The organism is Pseudomonas sp. FP1740, assembly GCF_030687165.1.
Classification (GTDB): Bacteria; Pseudomonadota; Gammaproteobacteria; order Pseudomonadales; family Pseudomonadaceae; genus Aquipseudomonas.
Window position 1 is genome coordinate 2,510,545 of record NZ_CP117461.1, and the last position, 19,596, is coordinate 2,530,140.

The 19,596-nt window shown below is 60.3% G+C and carries 21 protein-coding genes; 11 read left to right on the plus strand and 10 right to left on the minus strand.

Annotated elements, in window-relative coordinates; translation table 11 throughout:
* The first annotated feature begins 1 nt into the window (after nucleotide 1).
* The 4 genes from PSH69_RS11375 to PSH69_RS11390 all read left to right on the plus strand — a co-directional run bounded on the left by PSH69_RS11375 (nucleotide 2) and on the right by PSH69_RS11390 (nucleotide 3,932).
* A complete protein-coding gene (locus tag PSH69_RS11375; protein WP_018928024.1) occupies nucleotides 2-1,024 on the plus strand; it encodes an ABC transporter permease in 1,023 nt (340 codons plus the stop codon).
* 326 nt (nucleotides 1,025-1,350) lie between these two features.
* Nucleotides 1,351-1,755 (plus strand): TraR/DksA C4-type zinc finger protein, encoded by a 405-nt coding sequence (locus PSH69_RS11380; RefSeq protein ID WP_007935965.1) that lies wholly within the window; start codon nucleotides 1,351-1,353, stop codon nucleotides 1,753-1,755.
* A gap of 628 nt (nucleotides 1,756-2,383) precedes the next feature.
* Nucleotides 2,384-3,607 (plus strand): methyl-accepting chemotaxis protein, encoded by a 1,224-nt coding sequence (locus PSH69_RS11385; RefSeq protein ID WP_370695256.1) that lies wholly within the window; start codon nucleotides 2,384-2,386, stop codon nucleotides 3,605-3,607.
* 121 nt (nucleotides 3,608-3,728) lie between these two features.
* Entirely contained in the window at nucleotides 3,729-3,932 is a 204-nt protein-coding gene (locus PSH69_RS11390) for a hypothetical protein (RefSeq protein ID WP_018928022.1), read from the plus strand.
* A 9-nt stretch (nucleotides 3,933-3,941) separates the two neighbouring features.
* Here the strand turns inward: PSH69_RS11390 and PSH69_RS11395 are convergent, their stop codons facing one another.
* The 3 genes from PSH69_RS11395 to PSH69_RS11405 all read right to left on the minus strand — a co-directional run bounded on the left by PSH69_RS11395 (nucleotide 3,942) and on the right by PSH69_RS11405 (nucleotide 4,959).
* A complete protein-coding gene (locus tag PSH69_RS11395; protein ID WP_018928021.1) occupies nucleotides 3,942-4,181 on the minus strand; it encodes a DUF2789 domain-containing protein in 240 nt (79 codons plus the stop codon).
* Nucleotides 4,182-4,320: 139 nt separating this feature from the next.
* Entirely contained in the window at nucleotides 4,321-4,551 is a 231-nt protein-coding gene (locus tag PSH69_RS11400; protein WP_018928020.1) for a hypothetical protein, read from the minus strand.
* A 159-nt stretch (nucleotides 4,552-4,710) separates the two neighbouring features.
* A complete protein-coding gene (locus tag PSH69_RS11405; RefSeq protein WP_305412815.1) occupies nucleotides 4,711-4,959 on the minus strand; it encodes a hypothetical protein in 249 nt (82 codons plus the stop codon).
* A 410-nt stretch (nucleotides 4,960-5,369) separates the two neighbouring features.
* Here PSH69_RS11405 and PSH69_RS11410 point away from each other — a divergent pair, with 410 nt between their 5' ends.
* From PSH69_RS11410 to PSH69_RS11425, 4 genes are all read left to right on the plus strand, one after another.
* Nucleotides 5,370-5,840, plus strand: coding sequence for a hypothetical protein (locus PSH69_RS11410; protein WP_008035847.1), 471 nt, complete (start codon nucleotides 5,370-5,372; stop codon nucleotides 5,838-5,840).
* A complete protein-coding gene (locus PSH69_RS11415) occupies nucleotides 5,840-6,043 on the plus strand; it encodes a hypothetical protein (RefSeq protein ID WP_007935975.1) in 204 nt (67 codons plus the stop codon). Before PSH69_RS11410 ends, PSH69_RS11415 begins: the two co-directional genes overlap by 1 nt.
* A gap of 119 nt (nucleotides 6,044-6,162) precedes the next feature.
* Nucleotides 6,163-7,179, plus strand: a complete 1,017-nt coding sequence (locus tag PSH69_RS11420; RefSeq protein ID WP_305412047.1) for an ABC transporter substrate-binding protein — start codon at nucleotides 6,163-6,165, stop codon at nucleotides 7,177-7,179.
* Nucleotides 7,180-7,342: 163 nt separating this feature from the next.
* Entirely contained in the window at nucleotides 7,343-7,780 is a 438-nt protein-coding gene (locus tag PSH69_RS11425) for a DUF3995 domain-containing protein (RefSeq protein ID WP_305412049.1), read from the plus strand.
* 71 nt (nucleotides 7,781-7,851) lie between these two features.
* Here PSH69_RS11425 and PSH69_RS11430 read toward each other — a convergent pair whose 3' ends face one another.
* The 7 genes from PSH69_RS11430 to PSH69_RS11460 all read right to left on the minus strand — a co-directional run bounded on the left by PSH69_RS11430 (nucleotide 7,852) and on the right by PSH69_RS11460 (nucleotide 15,195).
* Entirely contained in the window at nucleotides 7,852-8,214 is a 363-nt protein-coding gene (locus tag PSH69_RS11430) for a Na+/H+ antiporter subunit G (RefSeq protein ID WP_230172019.1), read from the minus strand.
* A complete protein-coding gene (locus PSH69_RS11435; protein ID WP_007935991.1) occupies nucleotides 8,211-8,489 on the minus strand; it encodes a K+/H+ antiporter subunit F in 279 nt (92 codons plus the stop codon). The genes PSH69_RS11430 and PSH69_RS11435 overlap by 4 nt, the downstream gene beginning before the upstream one ends.
* On the minus strand, nucleotides 8,486-8,974 hold the full coding sequence (locus PSH69_RS11440; protein WP_018928014.1) for a Na+/H+ antiporter subunit E: 489 nt from the start codon (nucleotides 8,972-8,974) through the stop codon (nucleotides 8,486-8,488). The genes PSH69_RS11435 and PSH69_RS11440 overlap by 4 nt, the downstream gene beginning before the upstream one ends.
* Nucleotides 8,971-10,656 carry a monovalent cation/H+ antiporter subunit D gene (locus PSH69_RS11445; RefSeq protein WP_305412052.1) on the minus strand — a complete coding sequence of 562 codons (1,686 nt, stop codon included), beginning with the start codon at nucleotides 10,654-10,656 and terminating at the stop codon, nucleotides 8,971-8,973. Before PSH69_RS11445 ends, PSH69_RS11440 begins: the two co-directional genes overlap by 4 nt.
* A complete protein-coding gene (locus PSH69_RS11450) occupies nucleotides 10,653-10,997 on the minus strand; it encodes a Na+/H+ antiporter subunit C (protein ID WP_007935994.1) in 345 nt (114 codons plus the stop codon). The genes PSH69_RS11445 and PSH69_RS11450 overlap by 4 nt, the downstream gene beginning before the upstream one ends.
* Nucleotides 10,997-13,927 carry a monovalent cation/H+ antiporter subunit A gene (locus PSH69_RS11455; RefSeq protein ID WP_305412055.1) on the minus strand — a complete coding sequence of 977 codons (2,931 nt, stop codon included), beginning with the start codon at nucleotides 13,925-13,927 and terminating at the stop codon, nucleotides 10,997-10,999. The genes PSH69_RS11450 and PSH69_RS11455 overlap by 1 nt, the downstream gene beginning before the upstream one ends.
* 239 nt (nucleotides 13,928-14,166) lie before the next feature.
* Nucleotides 14,167-15,195, minus strand: a complete 1,029-nt coding sequence (locus PSH69_RS11460; protein WP_305412056.1) for a DMT family transporter — start codon at nucleotides 15,193-15,195, stop codon at nucleotides 14,167-14,169.
* On the opposite strand from PSH69_RS11460, the gene PSH69_RS11465 reads away from it, so the two are divergent.
* From PSH69_RS11465 to PSH69_RS11475, 3 genes are all read left to right on the plus strand, one after another.
* Complete coding sequence (locus PSH69_RS11465; RefSeq protein ID WP_305412057.1) at nucleotides 15,190-15,753, plus strand: helix-turn-helix domain-containing protein; 564 nt, start codon at nucleotides 15,190-15,192, stop codon at nucleotides 15,751-15,753. The genes PSH69_RS11460 and PSH69_RS11465 overlap by 6 nt on opposite strands.
* Before the next feature lie 282 nt (nucleotides 15,754-16,035).
* Nucleotides 16,036-17,463 (plus strand): FAD/NAD(P)-binding protein, encoded by a 1,428-nt coding sequence (locus tag PSH69_RS11470; RefSeq protein ID WP_305412059.1) that lies wholly within the window; start codon nucleotides 16,036-16,038, stop codon nucleotides 17,461-17,463.
* 382 nt (nucleotides 17,464-17,845) lie between these two features.
* On the plus strand, nucleotides 17,846-19,573 hold the full coding sequence (locus PSH69_RS11475; RefSeq protein ID WP_370695239.1) for a ShlB/FhaC/HecB family hemolysin secretion/activation protein: 1,728 nt from the start codon (nucleotides 17,846-17,848) through the stop codon (nucleotides 19,571-19,573).
* Nucleotides 19,574-19,596 lie beyond the last annotated feature (23 nt).

A 19,596-nucleotide genomic window follows, 5' to 3' on the forward strand; every position in this document is an offset into this window, starting at 1 on the left:
TATGAACGCGATACTGGAAAACAAGCCTGCAATGGCACCGGTCAAGAGTCGCCGGCGCTTCCCGACTGAGCTGAGTATCTTCCTGGTACTGATCGGCATCGGCTTGGTCTTCGAGCTGTTCGGCTGGATCGTGCGGGACCAGAGTTTCCTGATGAACTCTCAGCGCCTGGTGCTGATGATTCTGCAAGTGTCGATCATCGGCCTGCTGGCAATCGGGGTAACCCAGGTCATCATCACCACCGGTATCGACCTTTCCTCGGGTTCGGTGCTGGCGCTGTCGGCGATGATTGCCGCCAGCCTGGCCCAGACCTCGGACTTTGCCCGGGCGGTGTTTCCGTCCCTGACGGACTTGCCGGTGTGGATTCCAGTGATCACCGGGCTGGGGGTGGGGTTGCTGGCGGGGGCGATCAACGGCAGCATCATTGCAATCACCGGGATTCCACCGTTCATTGCCACCCTCGGCATGATGGTCTCGGCGCGCGGTCTGGCGCGCTATTACACCGAAGGTCAGCCGGTGAGCATGCTCTCGGATTCCTACACGGCCATTGGGCATGGCGCGATGCCGGTGATCATCTTTCTGGTGGTGGCGGTGATCTTTCACATTGCCCTGCGCTACACCAAGTACGGCAAGTACACCTACGCCATCGGCGGCAACATGCAGGCGGCGCGCACCTCCGGGATCAACGTCAAGCGTCATCTGGTGATCGTCTACAGCATCGCCGGGTTGCTTGCCGGCCTGGCCGGGGTGGTGGCGTCGGCACGGGCCGCGACGGGGCAGGCCGGGATGGGCATGTCTTATGAACTGGATGCGATCGCCGCGGCGGTCATCGGCGGTACCAGCCTGGCCGGTGGCGTAGGGCGCATCACTGGCACCGTAATCGGGGCATTGATTCTCGGGGTCATGGCCAGCGGCTTTACCTTTGTCGGTGTTGATGCTTATATTCAAGACATTATCAAAGGGCTGATTATTGTGGTGGCGGTGGTCATCGACCAGTACCGCAACAAGCGCAAACTCAAGCGCTGAGCCACACGAAAGACGAAAATGCGCCACGCCTGACCCGCGTGGCGCAGCCGTTTGTCTTCTATATACAGCCGCTGGACTGAATTTCTTGCTATAAACGCACTCCGATAAGCACCTCAAAGCCTGCCATAGAGCACTTTCAGGGCTTTGTCGGACAGATTTGCAGTCTTTTCAGTTGCTGAGGCCTCAAGTCGGCCTTAGACTGCCGCCCCTCGTAAATTGAGTGCCGGGTGGCGCTTGGAATAAATGGCGCCCTTCCAATGACCGCGCAAGGTTCAACGGAACGCTCCCTAATTCGCCTTAATGCACGTTTTTTTATAGAGATATCAATGACAAAGGACAAGTTGCTGGCCATGCCGGCGGATGACTACATGAATGCCGAGCAACATGCTTTTTTCTCTGAGCTGTTGCAGAACATGAAAGTCGAAACCCATGAGCGCATCGAACAGAATCGCATCGCCATCGAGAGCCTGGACACCCCGGCCGATCCGGCTGACGCAGCTTCTGTCGAAGAAGAGCGCACCTGGCTGGTGAACGCGATCGATCGCGACCAGCGCATGCTGCCTCAGTTGGAACAGGCCCTGGAACGCATCAAGGAAGACAGCTTCGGCTGGTGCGATGACAGCGGCGAGCCAATCGGCCTCAAGCGCCTGCTGATCAGCCCGACCACCAAGTACTGCATCGAAGCTCAAGAACGTCACGAGCAGATCGACAAGCACCAGCGTCAGGCCTGATTCTGCGGGGCAGCCCCTTGAATGGGGGTGCCTTGAAAAGATCGCAGCCTTCGGCAGCTCCTACAGGTTTATGTGAACCCGTGCAGCTGCCGAAGGCTGCGATCTTTGCTTTTCGACGTCTGCGAAAACACCCATGCACTTCTATTGATCTGCTGCAACCCCCCACTACTAACGGACCATAGATAATGGCCTTGTGGTGGCGTTTAATGCGGATACAACAATTAGAAGATGCCTGGGGTGACAAATGATGACGCGAGACGGGTCTCTGGCTGGGGCAGTGCCCGCAGCCGTACTTTTGCCGAAAAACCAGTGGCTCACGCCGACCCTGCAAAGCATCGCCCTGATGCTCTTGCTGTGCGGTATGGCATTGGCCGGCTGGTCGCTTTACCTTGGCCTGCCATTGGCCGTGCTGATCATCTGGCTGCCGCGCCTGCGTTCGCGCGCGCTCCCCGAGGCAACCCCAGAGGACAGCGCCAGCGCCATCGCCGGGTTGACTCGCGATCTTTCCTATACCACCAGTCATAACGCCTTGTCGGCCGCCGGCGTGGCCTTTTCGGTCAAGCAACTGGCCGACAAGCTGCAATCGCAACTCGGCGCCGCAGCACAAATTGTCAGCAGCGCTGAAGTGATGATCGCCACCGAACACGCTACCTCGGCACTCAGCCGGGAAGCCTTGAGCGCGGCCAGCGAAGCTCATCAGAGCAGCGCGGCAGGGCGTACGGAGCTGATCGAGTCCATCGCGCGCATGCATCAACTCAGTCAACGCGCCAGCAGCAGCCGCGAGCTGATCGAAGCCCTGAGCCTGCGCAGCGACGATATCCAGCGGGTCACGCTGGTGATCCAGTCCATCGCCAGCCAGACCAATCTGTTGGCGTTGAACGCAGCCATCGAAGCGGCGCGGGCCGGGGAACATGGTCGCGGCTTTGCGGTGGTGGCCGATGAGGTTCGTGGCCTGGCCGCGCGCACGGCGACGGCGACCGGCGAAGTCGGGGAGATGGTCGCTGACATTCAACAACGCACCGCGCAAGTGGTGGAGCAGATTCGTCAGTTGGCCAGCGACCTCAATACTGGCGTTGCGCAGGTCGAGCACACGGGGCAGCACCTGGAAAACATCGCGCGCCTGGCGGCCGGTGTTGAAAGGCAGGTCGGGGAAATCGCTCTGGGCGCGGACACTAATCGCGAACAACTCGACAGCCTGTTCCACGCCATCGAACAAATGCGCAGCGACCTGGCGATCAGTGACCAGCAAACCCAACGTCTGGCCCAGGCGGCGGTGCAAATGGAAGGGCAGGCCGAAACCATCAGCGAACGTCTCGCCGAAGTCGGGCTGGATGACTATCACCAGCGGATTTACGACCTGGCCCGCGAAGGGGCGAGTCAGATTGCGGCGCGTTTCGAGGCGGATATCGACCAGGGCCGGATCAGCCTCGATGACCTGTTTGATCGCAATTATCAGGCGATCCCCAACACCAGCCCGGTCAAATACCAGACCCGCTTCGACCGCTATACCGATCAGGTCTTGCCGGCGATCCAGGAGCCATTGCTGCCGCGTCACGAAGGCCTGGTGTTCGCCATTGCCTGCACGCAGCAGGGGTATGTACCGACCCACAACACCGTGTTCAGCCAGCCGCTGACCGGCGACGCGCAGGTCGATACCCTGCAAAACCGCACCAAGCGCAAGTTCGCCGACCGCACCGGGATTCGCTGTGGCAGCCACCAGCAGGCCGTACTGTTGCAGACCTACACCCGCGACACCGGTGAGCTGATGCACGACCTCTCGGTGCCGATCATGCTCAAGGGTCGCCACTGGGGTGGATTGCGGTTGGGCTACAAACCGGAAAAGCCTCGCTGATAGCCTGACAATTGTTACCGCTTATGCAACGAAGCTGTGCAGCGCCGTTGCTGTTTCCTCGAGGATGAACTCATTAACATGCCTGCATAGTTAGGTTGCTAATGAAGTTCGAGAGGTCAGCATGCAAAGCAAAGTCGATGTCGCGGTCATGATTGGCAGCGGCGTGCCCGCCAGTTTGCGAGCGATGGGGCAGAGCGTCTGTTGGGTGGTGCTGCTCAACGGTGAGCGCCGGGGGACGGTGTTCTCCAGTCGTAATGAAGCCGAGGAGTGCAGGGCTGCCTGGTTGGCACAATTGAACGCCGAAATGCCCGACAGCCTGCATTGAGCCTCTTGGCTAGTGGATCTGGTGCATGCGCAGGTTCAGGTCGTCGACCACGTGCGCCCAATCGGCGTCTTCACGCAGTTGTTCCTTGAGGAAGCCGGCTTGTTGCGGAGTCCAGAACTCGGCATCGATGAGTTTCTTGTCATCAGGCAACGGTGAATGCAGGGCAATGAAATCGTCGATGGCCTTTTCGCTGGAGTCCAGGCCGAGCTGGTCGAACAAGCCTTTCAAGTCATGTGTGGGTGAATCCATCTTCATCTCCTTGCAGATAATCAATCGCCTGGGGCGTGAGGTCTGAGGTGCGGCTTCATTGCATCCGAGGGGGCCGCGCGCCAGGGAGTTCGATAACGATGTTCAAAGCAGGGATGAGCATAGACTGTAAACCCGATGGTCAGCCCTTCAACGCACCCTCATCGACGGCAAGCTTCAGGGCTTTGGCGGATTCCTGGGCGGCAATCGTCGCGACTTCCGCGGTCTTGAACCAGCGATCCTTTTCCACCTGGTGATACGACACCGTGGTCAACGGCGGTTTGGCGCGCATGATAATGACTGCCTGGAATTCGCCGTCGACTTCTCTGGCTTCGCCCCGGATAAAAAATTCACCGATATCAAATTCCGTCACGTAGCAGCCTTCCCTTTGAAATATTATGTTGTATTGAGCGCCGTCCACCCTGGGGACGGGTTTCATGGGGCGGGCAGTATGGCAGTAGTTGCCTGCCGGCGGCTGAGTTAAGTCGCCGGCGTGACGAAACGTCTATAGATGTGAATGCCGCAGGATGAGTCAGTTGCGAGACTCGAGCGAGCGGGCAAGGGCGCAGGCTTCGTTATGGTCGGCGCGGAAACCTCTGACACGTCCGGTGGATATTTCCCTGATGTGGAAAAAGGCGTTGCCGGCCAATACCACCTGAAAACGCGGCTGCAGATGCGCCTCAGTGAGGAAATCCTGCTGGCGGATTACTATCGATTGCAGAAGTGACGAGCCGTTGGTGTGGTGTGTGTGAGGCTCGGCGAAGTGAGTCAGTGTGCACATATGAAGTCCTTTTCGTGGTTTTACCGACGTGTGTACGTTGTTTTGGGTAGTCTCGGTGAGCATGGCTGCTCTAGAATCGCTATCACTGGTTGGCGATTGCTGCCCATCTAAAGCAATTTTTAACTGGCGATATGTCGGAAAAGTGCTTTTTTTAAAGAGATTTTTCCCTAAAGTTGGTGGTCCGGTTTTTCTGGCCGTCAGAAGGGCGTTTTCCTTCAACCTCTGACGACCGCTAGGCAAGACGACGCGGGGGATGTTCCAGTAATCTTCCCAAACCTCGCGATGAATGAGCCCTCTGCTCGTTCCAGGATTACGACCCGGGTCATTTGGTTAAACCTCGGCATTGCCGCTTTTTTCTGCTGTGCGCGTTTCCTGCGTGCGGCATCATTTTCAGATGTGGGGATGTTTCCTTGGCAGTAAGTAATCTCGATATGCATGCTTTGTTCGTACTGGGTGATTTGCGCGCAAAGCTGGTTAAACAGTTTCAGTCACGTTTCGTCTACATCACCGAACAGAACGCTGAAGGCATTTACATTGCCGAGATCGACACCGAATCGGCACTGGTGGTGGACGACAAGCCCGGGCTGAAACTCAAGGTCGGTGATCATTTCAGCGCTTCCGTATTGCCCAGCCGCGAAGGCGGAAAACTGGACATCAAGTTCCGCGAAATCAAATTGACGGTATACGGGCTGGGGGATTACGCGTTCGTGACCACCGCGGACGGCCACGGCATTGTGTTCAAGGAAGGTCATAGCGTGGTGATGGTGTTTGCGGCCCACCAACAATTGCAGGAAGGCCTGACCAAGACCCTGAAAGCCGTGACTGCCAAGGCCGCCAAGTGGCGCAAAGGCGAACTGGTGACCTTCAAGGCCAGCGAGTAATGACCCAGACCCGCGCCGATTTCCATGAGCAGAACCAGGCCAGTGCACACGCCGAGGCCCAGCGCCTGTTGGCTGAAAAGGCCGTTCTGCAGGGAGCCTGGCTGAGTTGGGTAGCGTCACAGATTTATATGTTGCGCCCGGCGGCGTACGCCAGCATGGTCAGAAGAGAGCTTGCGCGCTTGCAGGAACCTTCCGAAAAATAATCCTCGCCCCTCGAAAGCAGAAACCTCTACTACAGTCAGTTGACTGAGTATTCAGAGGCTTGCGGTCTTCTTTGTCAGGCCATCCTGCTATTGCTGTGAACAGCACGAGGTGCAAGAGCATGAAGGGATTACGACGGTTACTGGCCGCTACCCTGGCCACGTTCGGCTTGTTGGTTTCACCCGTTCCGGTATTCGCTGCCCAGGCACCGATTCATTTTGGCGACCTGAATTGGGAAAGTGGCAGCCTGATCACCGAAATTCTGCGGATCATCGTCGAGCAGGGCTACGGCTTGCCGACCGATACCTTGCCGGGGACGACCATCACCCTGGAAACCGCCTTGGCCAACAATGACATTCAGGTCATTGGCGAAGAGTGGGCGGGCCGCAGCCCGGTCTGGGTCAAGGCAGAGGCCGAGGGCAAAGTCGCGAGCCTGGGCGATACGGTCAAGGGCGCCACCGAGGGCTGGTGGGTGCCGGAATACGTGATCAAGGGCGACCCGGCCAAGGGCATCAAGCCGCTGGCGCCGGGGCTGCGCAGTGTCAGTGATCTGCCGCGCTACAAGGATGTGTTCAAAGACCCGGAAACCCCGAGCAAGGGGCGCTTCCTGAACAGCCCGATCGGCTGGACGTCGGAGGTGGTCAACAAGCAGAAGCTCAAGGCCTATGGGCTGAACGACAGCTACGTGAACTTTCGCAGTGGTTCGGGGGCGGCGCTGGACGCAGAGATCAGTTCGTCGATTCGTCGCGGCAAACCAGTCCTGTTCTATTACTGGTCACCGACGCCATTGCTCGGCCGTTTCAAGCTGATTCAACTGCAAGAGCCGCCATTCGACGCCGAAGCCTGGAAAACCCTGACCGAGGCCGACAACCCTAATCCGAAGCCGACTCGCTCACTGCCTTCGAAGCTGTCCATCGGTGTGTCCGCGCCGTTTCAGAAACAGTACCCGCAGCTCACCGAGTTCTTCAGCAAGGTCGATTTACCGATCGAAGCGTTGAACAAGGCCCTGGCGGACATGAGTGAAAAACACACCCCGCCACGTCAAGCGGCCGAGGCGTTCATGAAGGCGAACCCGCAGGTGTGGCAGGCCTGGGTGCCCAAGGATGTGGCGGATAAAGTCGCTGCCCAGCTGAAATAAACTGCTCGGGTGTACATAAATCCCATAGAAGCCTGCGATCTTTTGATTTTGCCGTTGGAAGCAAAGTCAAAAGATTGCAGGCTTCGCCAGCTTGTGCCGGGCGCTTTTAAAATCGCGCAAGGAAGTTCATTCTGCTGCAACATTTCACACGGGACGTTTGAATATGAGCCTTTTGGTCGCGCAATGGATTGCTGCAATCTTTCTGGTCATCAGCCTGATCCACCTGTATTGGGCGGCGGGTGGCAAGTGGGGTAGCGAGGCGGTGGTACCGAGAGTACCCGGGGAGGGCGGTGAGGCATCAAGGCCGGCGTTCAAGCCATCGGGCTTTGGCACGCTGCTGGTGGCGGTGGGTTTGCTGCTGATTGCGATGCTGGTGTGCCTGCGGGTCGGGCTGTATCTGCCCACGGTGCATCACTGGTCGTTGCAATGGGTGATTAGCGCGATTGCTCTGCTGATGTTCGCTCGGGCGATCGGCGATTCGAATCTGGTGGGGTTCTTCAAGCAGGTCAAGGATTCGAAGTTTGCCCGGCTCGACACTTGGGCGTATTCGCCATTGTGCTTGGTGTTGGGGGCCGGGTTGCTGGCAGTGGCCTGGATCTGAGGGGGGGGCGGTCAATCGCTTTCGCGAGCAAGCCCGCGAAGAGACCCTGCCAATCAACACAAATCCCTGAACTAACTCCCGGGTTCCGTGCGCCGACTACTCACTTCCGCAGGCACATCATCCCCCGCCATGCGCTTGCGGAACAGCGCCGCCCGGGCGAGCAGCAGCGTGGTCACCGGCATCGTGATCGATAACAGAATCGGAATCAGCCAGGCGTGCAACACCGGCCCCGACTTGAGCGCCGAAAAGTAAATGATCGAAGCCAGTGCCACGCACCACGCACCCAATGTCGAGGCCAGCGCCGGCGGGTGCATGCGCTGGAAGTAATCCTTCATCCGCAGCAGCCCGACTGCGCCGATCAGCGCAAACAGACTGCCAAACACCAGCAGAATCGCCACCGGTATTTCCACCCACAAAGACAGTTCAGCGCTCATTCGATCACCTCGCCGCGCAACAGAAATTTAGCCAGGGCAAACGAGCCGACGAAGCCGAACAGCGCGATCAGCAGCGCCGCCTCGAAGTAAGTGTCACTGGCATAACGAATGCCCAGCGCGAGCATCATCAGCATGGCGATGATGTACAGGTAATCCAGGGCCAGAACCCGGTCCTGGGCCGACGGGCCCTTGAACAGGCGGATCAGGGTCAGAATCATCGCCAGCGAAAAGATGAACAGGCTCAGCAGGATCGCGTTCGACAGCAATTCGCTCATTCGAAGATCTCCATCAAGGGGCGCTCGTAGGTCGCCTTGAAGTGCTGGATGAATTGGTTTTCGTCATCCAGATCGAAGACGTGTAGCAACAGAATGCTGCGATCCAGCGCCAGTTCCGACCAGACTGTGCCGGGAATCACTGTGCAGATGATCGACAGCGCCGCCAGGCCGTTGGCATCTCGCAAGTCCAGCGGCACTTTGATGAACCGCGAGCGAGGCGCACGCCGCCCGGCATTGAGCACACCCCAGGCCACGGCGAGGTTGGACACCAGCACATCGCGCCCGACCAGCAAGAACAAACGCAGGATTACCCCGGGGCGACGAATGCGGATCGGCAACGGCCGCAACTTGCGCATCATCAGTGGGGCACAGAGGCCCAATACCGCGCCCAACAGCACATTGCCGGGGCTCATCGACAGGTTCAACAGCAGCCACAGCAGCCACAAGGACAGCGACAACCACGGCGCAGGAAACAGACGCTTCATGGTTGCACCTCCACCAGTGCTGCCCTGGCTTCAGGGCTCGGCACCGCACGGGTGCCGAGCACCGCCATCACGTATTGCTGAGGGTTATTCAACGCCTGCGCAGCCGCTTGTGTGTAGCGCAACAGCGGTTCAGCCTTGAACGTCAGCGCAATGCTCAGCCCCAGCAGAACCATGATCGGCACGCATTCCAGACGACGCAGCAAGGGCGATGGCCGCTCTTGCGGGGTCCAGAAACGCTGGATACCCACACGCGAGAAAGCGATCAACGAGGCCAATCCGGACAGGATCAACAACGCCAGCAACCCCCACGCACCGTTCGATACCGGCTCGTCGTTGCCATGACCCAGGCCCAGCGGGTTGAGCAGGGCGCTGAGCAGGCTGAGTTTGCCGATGAATCCGGAGAGCGGCGGCATCCCGATGATCAGCAAGGCGCAAGCGATGAAGCTCAGGCCGAGGAAGGCCATGGTCCAGGGAATCACCTGACCGACCACGGCTTTCTGGTCGTCATCGAGGTTGAAGCCTTTGGGCGGCTGCAAGGGTTCCAGGGGCCGTGGCAGCAGCTCGCCGTCATCGTCCAGTGGCATTTCGTTGGCCGAACGCGAACGCTCGATCAACTCCGCCAGTAGGAACAGCGCGCTCAAGGCCAGGGTCGAGCTGACCAGATAAAACAGCGCCGCGCCGATCAGGTTCGGCTGGGCGAAACCGATGGCCGACAACAAAATGCCTGCCGACACCAGAATGCTCAGGCTGGCCATGCGTTCCAGGCGTTGCGCGGCGAGGATCGCCACGGCGGCGCAGACGATGGTCGCCATGCCGCCGTAGATCAGCCAGTCGCCACCGAAGTACGCGGAGGCCCCGGCCTGGCCGGAGAACAGCAGCGTCCACAGGCGTAGCAGGGTGTAGACGCCGACCTTGGTCATGATCGCGAACATCGCCGCTACCGGCGCGCTGGCCGCGGAATAGGCCGGCACCAGCCAGAAGTTCAGCGGCCACATGCCAGCCTTGGCCAGGAACGCCACTGCCAGAATCGCCGCGCCGGCATGCAGCAGGCCGCGATCGGCTTCCGGCACCAGCGGGATTTTCAGCGCCAGGTCGGCCATGTTCAGTGTGCCGGTAACGCCGTAGATCAGCGCCGCGCCAATCAGGAACAGCGACGAGGCCAGCAGGTTGATCGAGATGTAATGCAGCCCCGACGACACCCGCGCCCGGCCCGAACCGTGCAGCATCAGCCCGTAAGAGGCGGCGAGCAGTACTTCGAAAAACACGAACAGGTTGAACAGGTCCGCCGTGAGGAAGGCGCCGTACAGGCCCATCAGCTGAATCTGGAACAGTGCGTGGAAACTCGAACCGGCGCCGTCCCAGCGGGCCATGGCGAACAGCAGGGCGCTGACGCCGATGATCCCGGTCAGCACCAGCATCAACGCCGACAGGCGATCGACTACCAGCACGATACCGAACGGCGCCTGCCAGTTGCCCGGCAGGTACACGCCAATGGAGCCGGGCACGTCGGTGGTTTGTGTCCATTGCAGCAACATCACGGCAATGCCCAGCCCCAACAGGCTGGAGAACAGATTGATCTTGGCCTTCAGTGGACGGTGTTTTTCGCCCAGCATCAGCATCACGGCGGCAGTCAGCAGCGGCAGCAGGATCGGTGCGACGATCAAGTGAGTCATCGCCATCATTCTTTAGGCTCCCGGCCATCCACATGGTCGGTGCCGGTCAGGCCCCGGGAGGCGAGCAGCACCACCAGGAACAGCGCGGTCATGGCGAAACTGATGACGATCGCGGTCAGCACCAGCGCTTGCGGCAGCGGGTCGGTGTAGTGCAGCAAATCCTGAGGCACGCCGTCCTTGATGTTCGGCTCCTTGCCGATGAACAGGCTGCCCATGCTGAAGATGAACAGGTTGACGCCATAGGACAGCAGGCACAGGCCCATGACCACCTGGAACGTCCGTGGCCGCAGGATCAGCCATACGCCGGACGCGGCCAGCACACCGATGGCGATTGCGATGACTTCTTCCATCAGATGGCTCCTTGGGTGGCAACGGCTTTGGCCGCGGGCCTGATTTGCGCGCTGGTTTTATGACCGCGTACCGATTGGTGGGCGAGGGCGGTGAGGATCAACAGCGTCGAACCGACCACCACGGCGTACACGCCAATATCGAAGAACAGCGCGCTGGCGATATGAATGTCACCCAGCAGCGGCAGCTCGAAATGCCAGGTGTGGGTGGTCAGGAACGGATACCCGACCGCCATCGCCCCGAGCCCGGTAACGGTGGCGAACAACAGCCCGGTGCCCATCCAGCGCAGCGGCCGCAAGCTCATTTGCGCCTCGACCCACTGGGTGCCGGCGACCATGTATTGCAGGATGAACGCCACCGACATCACCAGTCCGGCGACGAAACCGCCGCCCGGTTGGTTGTGCCCGCGCAGGAACAGATAGAAGGAGATCACCAGGGCGATCGGCAACAGCAGGCGCACCAGTACCGCCGGCACCATCATGAAACCGAGCGCGGTGTCGCTGGCGTGACGCGGGTTGACCAGATCGGTGACCACATCGGGGGCCAGCAGACGCTGTTGGGCCGGCAGTTGCAGGCTTTCTTTCGGAGGGCGGAAGCGTCGCAGCAGGGCGAACACCGCCAGGGCCACGGCCACCAGCACGGTGATTTCGCCGAGGGTGTCGAAGCCACGGAAATCCACCAGCATTACGTTGACCACGTTGCTACCGCCGCCTTCGGGCAGGGCGCGACTGAGGTAGAAAGAGGATATGTCGTTGGGCGTCTGGCGGGTCAGCATCGCGTAGGACAACAGCGCCATGCCGCCACCGACCGCTGTCGATAGCAACAAGTCGCGAACCCGTCGTACCCGCGCCTTGCGCAGGCTGCTTGGCAACGGTGACACCTCTTCGATCCGTCGCGGCAACCAGCGCAGGCCGAGCAGGATCAGCACCATGGTCACCACTTCGACCACCAGTTGCGTCAGGGCCAGGTCCGGCGCCGAGAACCAGACGAAGGTCACGCAGGTCATCAGGCCGCAGACGCTGACCATGGTCAGGGCCGCAAGCCGGTGATACTTGGCTTGCCACGCCGCGCCGAGTGCACAGGCAATCGCCAGCAGCCAGAGGATCACGAACACGATCGAGCCCGGAATTTTCGCCCGGTCACCCCAGCTCAGGCTGCTGTGCAGCATCGGGATCACCCCGGCCAGCACCGCGGCGAGTACCACCAGGAACAGTTGGGTTTGCAGGCGCCGGGTGCTGATCCGCCGCTCCAGGCGACGGGCCAGACGCATCATGATCACCAGGCAGCGCTCGAACAGCCGCTTGCCATTGAAACGGCTGATCACCGGCGGGTGCGTGAAGCGCCCTTGCTTGAGTTGATTACGCAGCAACAGGTAAAGCGCGATGCCGCCGGACATGGCAATCAGGCTCATGAACATCGGTGCGTTCCAGCCGTGCCAGATCGCCAGGCTGTACTCGGGCAGCGTGCCGCCCACCACCGGCAATGCGGCGGCGGCGAGCAGCGAGCCGACCACTTGAGCGGGGAAAATCCCCACCACCAGACAGGTGAACACCAGCAACTCCACCGGCGCGCGCATCCAGCGCGGCGGCTCGTGCGGGGTGTGCGGCAGATCGGTGGCGGTCGGGCCGAAGAACACGTCGACGGTGAAGCGCAGGGAGTAAGCGACGCTGAACGTCCCGGCAATGGTCGCGACGATCGGCAGGGTCATCTCGATCCAGGCCGTGGCGTTGATGAACACGGTTTCGGCGAAGAACATCTCTTTGGACAGGAAGCCGTTGAGCAACGGCACGCCGGCCATGGAGGCGCTGGCGACCATGGCCAGGGTGGCGGTGAACGGGATCAGTTTGACCAGACCGCTGAGTTTGCGAATGTCCCGGGTGCCGCTTTCGTGGTCGATGATCCCGGCGGCCATGAACAGCGAGGCCTTGAACGTGGCGTGGTTGAGAATGTGGAACACCGCGGCCACGGCGGCCAGCGGACTATTCAGGCCCAGCAGCAGGGTGATCAGGCCCAGGTGGCTGATGGTCGAGTAGGCCAGCAGGCCCTTGAGGTCGTTCTGGAACATCGCGCAGTAAGCGCCGAGCAACAGGGTGCAGGCGCCGGCCCCGCTGACGATGTAGAACCATTCTTCACTGCCGGACAGCGACGGCCACAGGCGCGCGAGCAGGAACACCCCGGCCTTGACCATGGTCGCCGAGTGCAGATACGCCGAGACCGGTGTCGGTGCCGCCATCGCGTGGGGCAACCAGAAGTGGAAGGGAAATTGCGCACTTTTGCTCAGGGCGCCGATCAGGATCAGGGGCAGCAGAATAGGGTAGAGGGCATGCGCGCGAATCAGATCGCCGGCGGCCAGGACCTTATCCAGGTCATAGCTGCCGACCACATGGCCGAGCAGCATGACCCCCGCCAGCAAACACAAACCGCCCGCGCCGGTGACCATCAACGCCATGTAGGCACCCCGTCGCGCATCGGCGCGGTGGTGCCAGTAGCCGATCAACAGGAACGAGAAGAGGCTGGTCAGCTCCCAGAAAAACACGATCTGGATCAGGTTGCCGGAAATCACCAACCCCAGCATGGCGCCCATGAACGCCAGGAAAAACGCAAAGAAGCGCGGTACCGGATCGTCCGGTGACATGTAATAACGGGCGTACAACGAAACCAGCGTACCGATGCCCAGCACCAGCATCGAGAACAGCCAGGCGAAACCGTCCATGCGCAGCACGAAGTTCAGGCCCAGGCTGGGGAGCCAGAAGAACTCTTCACGGATCACGCCGCCATGGGCGATTTGCGGGTACAAGAGGGCGACCTGGACGGTGCCGATCAAGGCAACCAGGCCAGCCAACAGCGATTCGGTATTACGCGCGTTGTGCGGCAGCAAGGCTGCCAGACAGCTGCCGATAAAAGGCAGAAGCAGTAGAACTATCAGGGACATAGGCTTCTAATCTGCGGAAGTTTATGAAGCATCATACGTGCCAGCTCCCCGATCACCAAACGCCAAGCTGTCGCAGAATCCTACAAGATAGATGCAGAAACCCTGATTCACATTGTTTCAGAGAGCCGGTTCGATCATTCCCACGCTCTGCGTGGGAATGCAGCCCGGGGACGCTCCGCGTCCCAAGAGCGGACACAGAGTGTCCGTTGAGGCATTCCCACGCGGGAGCGTGGGAATGATCAGTGCTCGGCTTCGCTCTCCAGGGCTTCATCAACCTCGGCAGCCGCCTTACCCTTGGTCTTCAACTCACTGACAATCACCGCCGCCACAATCAACCCCGCGCCAACCAGCGCAATCGCCGGCAAGCGTTCCCCGGCAATCCGCCCGACAATCCCGGCCCATACCGGCTCCCCGGCATAGATCAACGTTGCCCGAGTCGGCGAAACACTCTTCTGTGCCCAGTTCATCGCCACCTGAATCGCCGCACTCGCCGCGCCTAATCCCAAAGCGCTGCACAACAGCAACCACGAGAAGTCGGGAATCACTTCCTGGGTCGGCACCACCATCAGGAACGACAGCACCGACGTCACCGCCAATTGCACCACCGTCACCCGGCGCACGTCGACCTGGCCGGCATAGGTGCTGATCAAAATGATCTCCGCCGCAATCGCCACGGCGCTGATCAATGTGGCGATTTCACCGGGGCTGAAATTGAATGAAGCGCCGGAAGGCCCCGACAGCAACATCAACCCGGTAAACGCCAGCATGATCCCGATGCTCGGCATCAACCCCGGACGACGCCCCAGCACAAGCCATTGCAGCAATGGTACGAACGGCACATACAGCGCGGTAATAAACGCCGACTGACTGCTGGGAATGCTCTGCAAACCCACGGTCTGCAAGCCGTAACCAAGCATGATCGCCACGCCGATAAACGCCCCGGCCTTGAGTTCGAACAGCGTCAGTTCACGCAGATGGCGCCAGGAGAACAGCGCCACAAGGCTCGCCGCCGCGGCAAAACGCAGCCCGACGAAGAACATTGGCCCGCTGACGGTCATCGCATGCTGCACCAGCAAAAAGGTCCCGCCCCAAACCATGGTAATCAGCACCAGCACGCACTCGGCCTTGCTGAACTGGGAGAAACGGGGGGAAGTATGAGAAGCGTTCATTGACGTCATGACCTTGCGCGCCATCTGAGGGAGACGCACAATGCGCCCGAAGTTGGGCAGTATACTGCGCAACGCCACCCAGTGAGCAATATAGTGCACAAAGATTCCACCCAACGGGCTTCGGTCCTCCAGCACGTCAGCCTGAACGTGCGACGTCTGCGCCACGCCGCCGACATGAGCCAGAGCGCCCTGGCCGAAAAGTCCGGGGTCAGCCGCCGGATGCTGGTGGCCATCGAGGCCGGCGAGAAGAACGTCAGCCTGACCACCCTCGACCGCGTGGCCGAAGCGTTGGACGTGGCCTTCAGCGACCTGATCCAGGCCCCGGAGGCCCGCGACCCGAGCCGCATCAACGAACTGGCCTGGGCCGGTACGATCCCGGGCAGTAAAGCGGTGCTGCTGGCCAAAGCCACCGCCACCCGCGAAGTAGAACTCTGGGAATGGCGCCTGGAACCGGGCGAGCATTACCTCTCGGAGCCGGATGCCGAAGGCTACAGCGAACAGCTTTATGTGTTCGAAGGTTGCCTGACCCTGATGCTTGGCGGTCAGCCGCAGAAAATTGCGGCTGGCGAGTTCTTTATGTTTGCCAGTCATCAACCGCATTCTTATCTCAATGATGGGGAAGTGGCGGTGCGGTTTGTGCGCAATGTGGTGATTTGACTGTTTACCGGCTAACACTGGATAAACACTTTGCTGTTTTAAAGCTGCAAGTGTTTCTTGAATAATTACCCAACTTATTGAAATAAAAGAAAATTATATTCAAGTGCGGCTCCTGAAAAACAGTGGGGATGGCATCGAAACGAGCAGGTGCGCTTCCTGATGGCCGAGCAAAATATTAACTTGGCACCCAAGTACGCTTCACAGGCTAGCGTCCGGTGAGTGACTGACACGGAGCGATCCGCACGACTTCCATTCAGGTAAACATTGATCAGTGAGAAAGCCATGACTGAGACCCCACGCGCACAGGCGAGCGACGCCATCCGCCACGCGGACATCCTGATCATCGGCGGCGGCCTCAGCGGTACGATGTTGGCGGCGCAGTTGTTGCGGTTGCCCGGTCAGCGCCGGATTCTGGTGATCGAGCCGCGAGCAGAACTGGGCCGTGGCGAAGCCTATAGCGCGGTGGAGCTGGGCCATACGCTCAACGGTAACGCGGCGCGGATGAGCGTCGACCCGGACAACGCCGATGACCTGACCCAATGGCTGACCGCACACATCGCCGCGGGTGGCTGGCCGGAGTCGGATCAGCAGCATGTGCCGGTCAGTGAACTGTTTCCGCCGCGCGGGCTGTTCGGCGTCTATGTGCAGCAGCGTCTGGCTGAAGCGCAGACGGTGGGCGCATTGAAGGGGTCGAGTGTCGAACATGTGCGGGCCGAGGTGGTGGACCTGGAAACGTTGAGCGATTCGGTGCGGTTGAGCCTGAGTGATGGGCAGCAATTGCAGGGCGCTTACGCGGTGTTGGCGACTGGAATGTTTCCCGCCGCCCGCACGCCGCAAACCGAATCCAGCGGTTTGAACGCCGCTGCACTCGACCCGTGGGATGTAGCCGCCATGCGTCAGCTCGACCCGCAGTCGACGGTGCTGATCATCGGCTCGGGGCTGACCATGGTCGATGCCGTGGTGTCGCTGGAGCAGGCCGGGCATCGCGGGCCGATCGAAGTCTTTTCCCGTCATGGCCTGCTGCCGCATGTGCGCAGGCAGCCACCGGCCTGGATTGATTTTTTGGCCGAGGACCACAGCATTCGCACACCGCGTCAGCTGGTGCGCGAACTGCGCCGGCATTGCCGCGATGCCATCGCTCAAGGCATCGACTGGCAAGCACCGCTGGACACGGTGCGGGCGCACATCGGGCGGTTGTGGAGTCAGGCGACGGATCGGCAACGCCGGCAATTTGTGCGGCATGTGCGGCCATGGTGGGAAAGCCATCACCATCGTTCGCCGCCGTTGAGTGCCGAGTTGGTGGCGCGGCTGCATGGGGAAGGGCGGTTGCGGATTCATGCCGCATCGTTCAAGGGGCTCGAGCCTGCGTCGGACGGTGAGGTCAGCATCCGCATTCGTCGTCGTGGTGAGGCGCAAACCTGCGTGGTGCATGGCGCGGCGCTGATCAACTCCAGCGGCATCGAATACGACTGGCGCCGGGTGGCGCGGCCGTTGCCCCAGCAGTTGCTCGCTCGCGGGCTGGTGCGTCCGGGGCCATTGGCGCTGGGCATTGCCGCGGCGGTGGATGGCGCGGTACTGGGTGCCGACGGGCAGGTCGCCAGCCGTTTGTTCGCCATGGGGCCGCCGTTGCGCGGCATGTGGTGGGAGAGCACGGCGGTGACTGACGTGGCGAGCCAGGCCAAATCTCTTGCGGCGCGGTTGGCGGATTGATCGAGAGTTGGAGGGGGTTCTTTTGGGCCTTGTCGCGAGCAGGTTCGCTTGCACCTGTTTGATCTGCGATGTTCGTAAAAAATCGGTTCACAGCAGCCCCCTCGCCACCCATGTGCAATGCAAGGGCTTTGGTGCTTATCCCGTCCAATCTTGAATGACTGCACCGAAGACGCCATCGAGCCCGTCGCGTCGCTCAGTGGCTCTGACGCAGCTGATAATAATTTTCCTGTCGGCTGAATCTTTCAAAATGTGTGCGGTCTGTTTCACGCCAATGATGGCCGTTGTCACTTGGCCAGTATTTCTGACATCAATTTCAGGGTGACTACGACCCTTCCCCTGCGGGCATCAATTTTCGCCCTCAGCACTTATGACATGGAGCGTTATGTTTATCTCCCCACGGATGTGGCTGGTGCTGTGCGCGCTATTGTTTGGCATCGGTACGCAGAGCAATGCCTATGGCGCCGGCCTGCCAACGCCGGGCGACCAGGACTTGATCCGCGATCGCCAGAACCGCCTGATTGAAGAACAGCAGCGTCGACTGGAAGAACTCAAGGAACTGCCGGGCAAGCCAACATTGCCCGCAACACCGGCCGCCCCGGTGGATACACGTTGTTTTCCGATCAAAGACATCGAACTCAAGGGCGCCGACAGTCTGTCCGCCGCCGACCGCGAGCGCTTGCTCAAGCCTTATATCGGTCAATGCCTGGGCGTCTCGCAACTCAACGAATTGCTGAAGGTCATCACCGACCATTACATCGGCAAGGGCATGATCACCAGCCGCGCTTACTTGCCGCAGCAAGACCTCTCCAGCGGCCACTTAAGTGTGTTTGTAGTCGAGGGCAAACTCGAGGGTTTGAAGGGCGCTGACGACAGCCATATCTCCGATCGGGAACTGTCCATGACCTTCCCCGGTAAAACGGGTGAATTGCTCAATCTGCGTGAAATAGAACAACTGGTGGATCAGTTGAACCGCTTGCCCTCCAATCAGGCGCAAATGGAACTGACCCCCGGCGTTCAGGTCGGCGGCAGTAGCGTGCTGGTCAAGAACACCCCACAGAAGCCTTGGCGTGCCAGCCTGTCGCGTAACAACGACGGTCAGAAAAGCACCGGTGAACAGCAGTGGGGAGCAGGCCTGGAGTGGGACAGCCCGCTGGGGCTGGCCGACCAGTTGATGTTGCGCGGCGGCCATGACGCGGTGAGCGATCACCAGAAAACCTCGAAAAACGCCATGCTCTATTACAACGTGCCTTGGGGCTGGTGGAACTTCAGTTATACCTACAGCCAGAGCGAATACCGCTCCCAGGCCCAAGGCAATGGTTTCAACTTCAGCCAGAGCGGCGACAGCGAGAGTCATCAATTGCGCGCCGAGCGCCTCGTCCATCGCGATGCGGTGAGCAAAACCTCGATCAATGCCGGCTTCTCCCACCTGCGCACCAACAACTACATCGAAGACAGCCGCCTGGATAACAGCAGCCAGCGGATTACCGAAGCCCAGCTGGGTATCAACCACGGTCGGCGTATCGGCCATTCGTTCGTCAACCTGGACCTGGGCATGCAGCAGGGCATCGGCGCGCTGGATGCGCAAGGCAACGACCAGCGTCGTGATGAGGCCGGCAACCTTACCGCCAACGCTCGCTATCGAAAGTACACCGCCACGGCCAGTTACCTGTTGCCGTTCAACTGGCTGGGCGAGTCCTTCACGTTCAGCAGCCTCGCCACGGGCCAGCGCAGTGAAGACGTGCTGTTCAGCCCGCAACGCATCAGCCTGGGTGGCAGCTCATCGGTGCGTGGCTACAAAGACCAGTTTTTATCCGGGGACAGCGGCGGCTACTGGCGCAACGAACTGCGCTGGACCCGCCCGGTGACCGCCGATTGGCTACGCCCGGTCCTGAGCGAGTACGGCACCAGTGTCGGCTATGACCAAGGCGTGATCAGCAATGACGGATACAACGGCGAAGTGCATGGCCGAATGTCCAGCAACTCTCTGGAGATCTTCGCCCGTGGCAAGTACCTCGCCACTCGCGTGACCTTCGCCCACTCGCTGGAACGCCCCACCGTGCTCACCGAGCGCGAGGCGCCGATCTATTTCCAGGTCGACCTGTTTCTCTAACTAATTTGTCGTTGCGTCGGGAT